Genomic DNA, 7938 nt, shown 5'->3' with positions numbered 1-7938 from the left:
TCGGTTATAAATGACCGTTCCATTTTTGTTTTTGTATGTAAAACTGGATCACGAAAAGATACTTCTTTAATAATATTATCACCGGAAAGTTCTAGTAAACTATTTAATAAATTTCTTGTGAACTCGTTTTGATTACCATCTTCTGACAAGACATCTCCAAAAATATGTTTAAAACACCAATCATTAGTAGGTCTTGCGTATTCATGACGAATATGTAGTTCATGTTCACTGGTTGGATTCCTATGACCGCTGATATAATCTTCCCTAATATTAGACTGTGAATGATCATCCATACAGTTTTCGTGTTTGTATGAGCTACAAGATTGTAGAATAGTGCATGCTCCAACAGTAAGTAGGATTAAATTTTTTTTGATCATGATAATTTTGTTATATAATACTTATAATGAATGATATTTATTTGTTTTTTACTGCTCGATATGTCTTATGAGCTATGTAGGCGGTAATAAAGAAGACTACATCAATGATACCTGTAACAGGTGTATCACTATTTCTCATGAAGACAGATCAGACTATCTTTTTTTTTGTTACATTACAAATGTACAAAGATATTTACATACTTTTTACACGATCTCTTCAAAAGCCTCGAAATTCTCGATAAAAGTGTCTTTATCCGTGTCTTCTAGTATCTCTTTTACTGCTTTTTTTCGCTTTTTTTATCATCTCATCGATTTCAGCTTCATCATAATCACTATATTCTTCTTTACATTCTTCTTTTATATCATCAGGATCAACACCTTTTTCAATTTTTCGTCTTTTTCTTTCCTGATTTTTCTGATCAAACTCTTTTTTTGCTTTTTCTTCACCCTCTTTTATCCCTTCTGTTCTACCTCTTTGTAATCCTCTTTCTTCAGCTGCTATCATAGCATTATATGCCACTTTTCTGTTATCTTCAGAACGTTCGTATGCTGCTAGTTCTTCTTCATTCCATGTTACTTTATTCATGCGTTCACATACATCACGAATCAAAGGATCTGACATAATGGTTAATTTATCTTTTTCTGCCATATGAGACATTGATTCAGCATTTTTTAAAATAAAGGCCCAGCGGTCTTTTTGATCAACAATTTCCGAGGTATTTTTTTTAAATTTAGGTAGTTCCAAAACTGTAATCTGTGTATCTGGGAAAAAACATTCTTTAGTTTCTTTTTCAGCATATGCATGATGAGAGAGATAATTTATGTTTGACGGAAACATATTAAATTCTGTGATGGCCAGTAAATGCACAGGAAGCAATTCATTATATTTATCACCTTTACTCATTTGACTACTATAGTCACGAGCAACATAAGCCTGTAACCGTTTTGCCCAACCACTGTGGTGATATACTTGCATTTCTATGATAAATCTTCTTCCAAGATGATCAGTACAATGAATATCGGTTATAAATGACCGTTCCATTTTTGTTTTTGTATGTAAAACTGGATCACGAAAAGATACTTCTTTAATAATATTATCACCGGAAAGTTCTAGTAAACTGTTTAATAAATTTCTTGTGAACTCGTTTTGATTACCATCTTCTGACAAGACATCTCCAAAAATATGTTTAAAACACCAATCATTAGTAGGTCTTGCATATTCATGACGAATATGTAGTTCATGTTCACTGGTTGGATTCCTATGACCGCTGATATAATCTTCCCTAATATTAGACTGTGAATGATCATCCATACAGTTTTCGTGTTTGTATGAGCTACAAGATTGTAGAATAGTGCATGCTCCAACAGTAAGTAGAATTAAATTTTTTTTGACCATGATAATTTTGTTATATAATACTTATAATGAATGTATTTATTTGTTTTTTTACTGCTCGATATGTCTTATGAGCTATGTAGGCGGTAATAAAGAAGACCACATCAATGATACCTGTAACAGGTGTATCACTATTTCTCATGAAGACAGATCAGACTATCTTTTTTTTAGTTACATTATAAATGTAGAAAGATCTTTACATACTTTTTACACGATCTCTTCAAAAAGCCTCGATAGATAAACAACCCAACCTATTAAATAAATGCACACATCGAAACATACTATATGGCATCCGTCATATAATTAACACAATTTAGAGAAAACTATATGGAAAAACAAGCTCTAATCATTCCTGCTCCCTTCATTTTTTTTGTAATTTTTTTGATTGATGCAAAAAAGTATCGAAATTGAGGTTATCTTAAAGAAAAGTTATTTAGTTAGGTCAGTCTTTTAAGTTTTGTTTTTAGAATATGATAAAAGAGTTAGGAGAATATTTGCTTTTTTTACGTGCAATGTTTGGGAATGTTGTTCCCTTGCGTATGTTTTGGTCTCAAGTCGTTAAGGAGTGTCTTCAAGTAGGTATTGACTCGCTTTTTATAATTTGCATTATTTCCATTTTCATAGGAGGTGCTACCTGTATTCAGCTCGCTTCTCAACTAAAAAGTCCATTTATTAGCAAAAGTTTTATAGGTGTTGCGGTACGTAATATGACCATATCTGAGCTGGCTCCAACTGTAATAGGTATTGTTTTTACAGGGAAAATAGGCTCTAGTATGGCTAGCGAATTAGGATCTATGCGCATTAGTGAACAAATCGATGCATTAGAAATCATGGGTGTAAATACCCATAATTATCTTGTCCTTCCCAAAATTATTGCTACCGTATGTATGTACCCCCTGTTGGTTATTATTGCTATGTTTCTTTCTATTTATGGAGGATTTCTCGCCTGTAAGTACCTTACCCACCTACCCCCTCAAGCGTATATAGATGGACTCAGAAATACGTTTGATCCCTTTAGTGTAGATATAGCATTATACAAATCAGTAGTGTATGGATTTATTGTTTCCTCTATTGCTTGCTATAAAGGATTTACTACAAGAGGAGGAGCATTAGATGTGGGTAAATCCAGCACAAATGCCGTTACCAGTAGTTGTATTGCCATTCTTGTAGCTGATTTGTTTCTAGTTTACGTATTACTTGGTCATCACATCTAGCATATACTACTTATCCCTTTCTATATGATTTCTTTTAAAAATATTTCAAAATCTTTTGGTAGCAAAGTCATTCTAGATGATGTTAGTGGTAGATTTGAGTCTGGACAAATAAGTTTAGTAATAGGTGCTAGTGGAACTGGAAAAAGTCTTTTAATCAAATGCTTAGTAGGGTTAGTCGTTCCAGATCAAGGCATTTCTCTTTTTGATGAACGGAACCTATTGCATGGCGATAAACTGTTGCAAACAGAGATAAGAAGGGAAATGGGCATGCTTTTCCAAGGAGGCGCTTTGTTTGATTCAAAAAATATAGAGGAAAATGTTGGCTTTCCATTGGATGTATTAACAAATATGACACCCGCAGAAAAAAAAGACCGTATTCATGAGTGTCTTGAACAAGTAGGTCTGCCCGATGTCCATAAAAAAATGCCTAATGAGTTAAGTGGTGGTATGAAAAAAAGAGTAGGTATAGCTAGGGCTATTGTTAACCATCCTAAGTATCTCTTTTGTGATGAACCCAATTCTGGACTAGATCCTCAAACAGCACTTAAGATTGACGAATTAATTGCAGAGATAACCTATACATATAAAATGACCACGGTCATTGTAACGCATGATATGAATACGATTTTGTCTCTAGGTGATTTTATGATTTTTCTACATCAAGGAAGAAAACTGTGGGAAGGTAGTTCTAAAAATATTTTACATACGCAGTTACAGGAACTTCAAGAGTTTCTATTTGTTGGTAAGTTTAGAGAGCTTTTGTCTACTTCAACTTCCATCTAGATACTCCCTTCTTACAAGAAAAAATGCTTATTAGAATCACTTTTATTTTTGTGGTACTTTCATCAAGGGCATATGTTGTACGAATCGTTGGTATGTGTATGCGAATATTATTCGCTAAATTAGCGTGAACTAAAATTGCAAATCTTGGAACATATAAAAAATAATTATCTAAACAAGTCTAAAACAGATATCTATAGCTACCCCATTTTACGTAAAATTGGGGAAGTGTCTGATATGCTTCAGTTAGAAGCCTATGTAGTAGGTGGTTTTGTGCGTGATCTGTTTTTGGATCGCAGCTCTAAAGACATTGATATTGTTTGTATAGGAGATGGTATTGAACTAGCAAAGGCTGTAGCTGCTCATTTAGGTATAAAACAACCCATTACCCTATTTAGGGGGTTTGGTACAGCTATGATAGAGTGGGAGGGATGGGTGATCGAGTTTGTGGGTGCCAGAAAGGAATCTTATACCCCTCATTCTCGAAACCCAAAGGTATCGGTTGGCACACTTGCTGATGACCAATTACGTAGAGACTTTACCATCAATGCCATGGCTATTTGCCTAAATAGTGTCCGTTATGGTGTATTCTTGGATCCTTTTAATGGCCAGCAAGATTTGGCTGATAAGGTGATTAGAACGCCTTGTGATCCTCATAAAACTTTTTCGGATGATCCATTACGGATGATACGAGCCATACGTTTTGCTACACAGCTGGAATTTAGCATAGCAACAGATACTTTGAAGGCACTTGCCGATATGCGTGATCGACTCACAATCGTTTCACAAGAGCGTATTACAGAAGAGTTACATAAGATTATGGCTTCAGATAAAGCTACGTATGGATTCAAGTTGTTATTTCAAACAGATATTCTGTCTATTATATTTCCAGAGTTGGCAGCCCTAGCAGGACAGGAACAAATAGGTATACATTCCCATAAAGATAACTTTTTCCATACCCTTCAAGTTTTGGACAATGTCATTAAACATTCTTCTAAATTATGGCTACGCTGGGCAGCCATTTTTCATGATATTGCAAAGCCATTAACCAAAAAATTTGATCCTATTCATGGTTTTTCCTTTCATGGTCACGAAGACTTGGGTGCAAAAATGCTTCCCAAAATATTTAGGAGAATGAAATTCCCAACTAGTAATGATGTATTGGGTTATGTGCAAAAATTAGTTAGATTACATTTACGTCCCATAGCACTGGCACAAGAAGTTACAGATGCTGCTATTAGACGTCTTCTGTATGAAGTAGGAGATGATTTAGAAGATCTTTTTTTACTATGTAGAGCTGATATTACCTCTAAAGACGAGGCAAGGGTACAGCAATACTTGGGTAATTTTGACCGGGTGGAGAAAAAGATTTTAGATGTTGAAACACGTGATCATATTAGAAATTTTCAGCCTGTAATTACTGGTGAAATCATTATGAAAACATTTTCCATGAAGCCTTCACCAAAAGTAGGTTTTATTAAGGAAGCCATTAAAGAAGCTATATTGGATGGTAAAATCCAAAATGAATACGATGAGGCTTTTAATTATATGTTATCCATTGGTAAAGAGTACCTAGTAAGTATTAACGCTTAAAAATTATGATGCTTGATCAGGCTTGTTTTAAAAATAAAAAAGTGCTTATTCGTGTTGATTTTAATCTTCCCATAACAGAATCAGGTATCGTTACAGATGATCGACGCATGCGCAGTAGTTTACAAACTATTCAAAAGGTCATAGCAGATGGTGGCATAGCCATCTTGATTGCTCATTTTGGAAGACCAAAAAATGGATATGAGGAACGTTATTCTTTAAGGAGACTATTACCTACGTTATCGAATTTGTTAGCAAACCCTATTGTATTTGTTCCTAGCTGTGTAGGTTCTGAGGTAAAAAATCTTATAGATTCGTTAGAACCAGGTACAGTCGCACTACTTGAAAATGTACGCTTTCATAAAGAAGAAACGTTAGGCGATATAGCATTTGCCCAAGAGTTGGCATCCTTGGCAGACACTTACATCAATGAAGCATTTGGGACGATTCATAGAAATCATGCTTCCATTAGTTTGCTACCTGCTTATTTTAAGGAGCGTTTTGCTGGTTATCTACTTCAGGAAGAAATCGCTGCTATGAATAAGCTTTTTTTAAAAGAAAATCAGCCTGTTATCGCAATTATGGGTGGTAGCAAGCTAGTAGATAAAGCCAAGCCTATTAAAGGTCTGGTTAATTATGCAGAACACATTCTTATTGGTGGGGGACTTGTATGGCCCTTTTATCATGCACAACAAACTACCTCTGGTCGCCTATCTGTTTGTGCACAAGAAGAAGTAGCCTTCATTGCCAACGATGTATGCAACCATATTAATAAAAATATGCATTGTCAGCTGTCCTTACCTATAGATGTCGTGCATGCCCCAGAAATACATGAGCAAGCGCATCCTTGTATTTCTTCTCTGGAAAATTTGCCTTATGGATCACATATATTAGATATAGGTCCCGCTACCCAAGCACATTTTACATCATTTATTTTACAAGCAAAAACCATATTATGGTCTGGCCCAATGGGTATTTTTGAGTGGGATAAGTTCTCTACAGGGACTGCTATGATTGCCCGTGCCGTTGCACAAGCCACTGCAAATGGAGCATTTAGCATAATAGGAGGGGGAGATACTGCCGCTGCCATTACTACAATGGGATATGAAGAAAATGTCTCCTATATTTCTACCGGTGGGGGAGCGCTACTTGCCTATATTGCGGCAGATAGAAAATTACCTAGTTTAGAGGCCTTACAGGTTTAAGGTGAGCAGGGGGATGTATCCATTTTTTATCAATAAAACCGATAAATAGCTCTTTATGCTTAGATTGAAACAGCCCAAGTCCATTATTTTATTGATTCTTGACGGTTGGGGCCATCGTGTGTCAACAGATTACAATGCTATTGCACTTGCTAAAAAGCCACATTGGGACCATTTGATTAAAACCGTTCCGCATACGCTATTGCAGGCATCAGGCCTCTCTGTTGGGCTACCAGCAGGACAAATGGGTAATTCGGAAGTTGGTCATTTGACCATTGGAGCTGGAAGGGTGATCTATCAGGACCTTACACGTATCCATAAATCCATTGAAAATGGTGATTTTATGAATAATAAAATCTTTATTTTGGGATTATTATCACCAGGAGGCGTACATAGCCATGAAACACATCTATATGCTTTATTGGAACTATGTGCTCAAATGGGTATATCAAACTGTTATATACATGCCTTTTTAGATGGTCGAGATACACCACCTAAAAGTGCAGCAAACAGTCTGATCGCATTAGAAGAAAAATGCAAACAACTAGGTATAGGTAACATTGCTTCACTTATTGGACGCTATTATGCCATGGATAGAGACAACCGCTGGGAGCGTACCAAAGCTGCTTATGATTGCATAGTAGGAGGGAGGTCGCTATGTGTAGCATCTACAGCCTTAGATGGTTTAGAAGCTGCTTATGCTAGAAATGAAACGGATGAGTTTGTACAGCCCACCTGTTTGTATAAGTCAGATGCTGCTCCCATAACGGTTCAATCTGGTGATGTGGTTTTTTTTATGAATTTTCGAGCAGATCGTGTACAACAACTAAGTCGTGCTTTTCTGGATCCCGACTTTCTAAATTTTAAAAGAATAACATCACCCAATTTAGGCGGTTTTGTCTCTTTAACAGAATATGCTACCGATATTCCCAGCCAGATTGCCTTTCCCCCTCAATCTATAAAAAATGGATTAGGTGAATATCTTTCTAAAATGGGCTTAAAGCAACTGCGTATTGCAGAAACAGAAAAATATGCACATGTAACTTTCTTTTTTAATGGAGGTATAGCGGCTCCTTTTCCTTATGAAACACGTTTATTGATTCCATCAAAAAAAGTAGCCCATTATGATATGGCGCCTAAGATGAGTCTGCTAGAAATAACCGATCAGTTGTTGAAAGCTATTTCCCAAAAAGAACATGATGTCATTATTTGTAACTTTGCGAATCCAGATATGGTTGGACATACGGGAAATCAAATGGCAACGCAAGAAGCCATTACCTGTGTGGATGCATGTATCGGCAAAATGGTGGTGGTACAAATATATGATTTTACTTAGCCCAAGCGTTACCTTTATTTATGCTATCAATGACTATCATGATTGC

General features: G+C 35.9%; 7 protein-coding genes. 5 read left to right on the top strand and 2 right to left on the bottom strand.

What is annotated here, in order from left to right; all coding sequences use genetic code 11:
* On the bottom strand, nucleotides 1-293 hold a 293-nt coding region (locus CCPUN_RS03960), incomplete at its 3' end, for a hypothetical protein (protein WP_133282282.1).
* 334 nt (nucleotides 294-627) lie between these two features.
* Nucleotides 628-1689, bottom strand: a complete 1062-nt coding sequence (locus CCPUN_RS03955) for an Rpn family recombination-promoting nuclease/putative transposase (protein ID WP_165941950.1) — start codon at nucleotides 1687-1689, stop codon at nucleotides 628-630.
* 551 nt (nucleotides 1690-2240) lie between these two features.
* Here CCPUN_RS03955 and CCPUN_RS03950 point away from each other — a divergent pair.
* The 5 genes from CCPUN_RS03950 to gpmI all read left to right on the top strand — a co-directional run bounded on the left by CCPUN_RS03950 (nucleotide 2241) and on the right by gpmI (nucleotide 7892).
* The gene (locus CCPUN_RS03950) at nucleotides 2241-2984 is read left to right on the top strand and encodes an MlaE family ABC transporter permease (RefSeq protein ID WP_133282280.1); all 744 of its coding nucleotides are present in this window, start codon (nucleotides 2241-2243) and stop codon (nucleotides 2982-2984) included.
* A gap of 24 nt (nucleotides 2985-3008) precedes the next feature.
* Nucleotides 3009-3767, top strand: a complete 759-nt coding sequence (locus CCPUN_RS03945; protein WP_133282279.1) for an ABC transporter ATP-binding protein — start codon at nucleotides 3009-3011, stop codon at nucleotides 3765-3767.
* A 144-nt stretch (nucleotides 3768-3911) separates the two neighbouring features.
* Nucleotides 3912-5357 carry a CCA tRNA nucleotidyltransferase gene (locus tag CCPUN_RS03940; RefSeq protein ID WP_420888378.1) on the top strand — a complete coding sequence of 482 codons (1446 nt, stop codon included), beginning with the start codon at nucleotides 3912-3914 and terminating at the stop codon, nucleotides 5355-5357.
* 5 nt (nucleotides 5358-5362) lie between these two features.
* Entirely contained in the window at nucleotides 5363-6559 is a 1197-nt protein-coding gene (locus tag CCPUN_RS03935) for a phosphoglycerate kinase (RefSeq protein ID WP_133282278.1), read from the top strand.
* Nucleotides 6560-6614: 55 nt separating this feature from the next.
* Entirely contained in the window at nucleotides 6615-7892 is a 1278-nt protein-coding gene (gene gpmI / locus CCPUN_RS03930; RefSeq protein WP_133282277.1) for a 2,3-bisphosphoglycerate-independent phosphoglycerate mutase, read from the top strand.
* Nucleotides 7893-7938: the final 46 nt, after the last annotated feature.

The sequence above is a fragment of the Cardinium endosymbiont of Culicoides punctatus genome, assembly GCF_004354815.1.
Lineage (GTDB): Bacteria > Bacteroidota > Bacteroidia > Cytophagales > Amoebophilaceae > Cardinium.
Note: the sequence above shows the minus strand (reverse complement) of the source record. Positions and strands in the feature narration are given on the sequence as shown.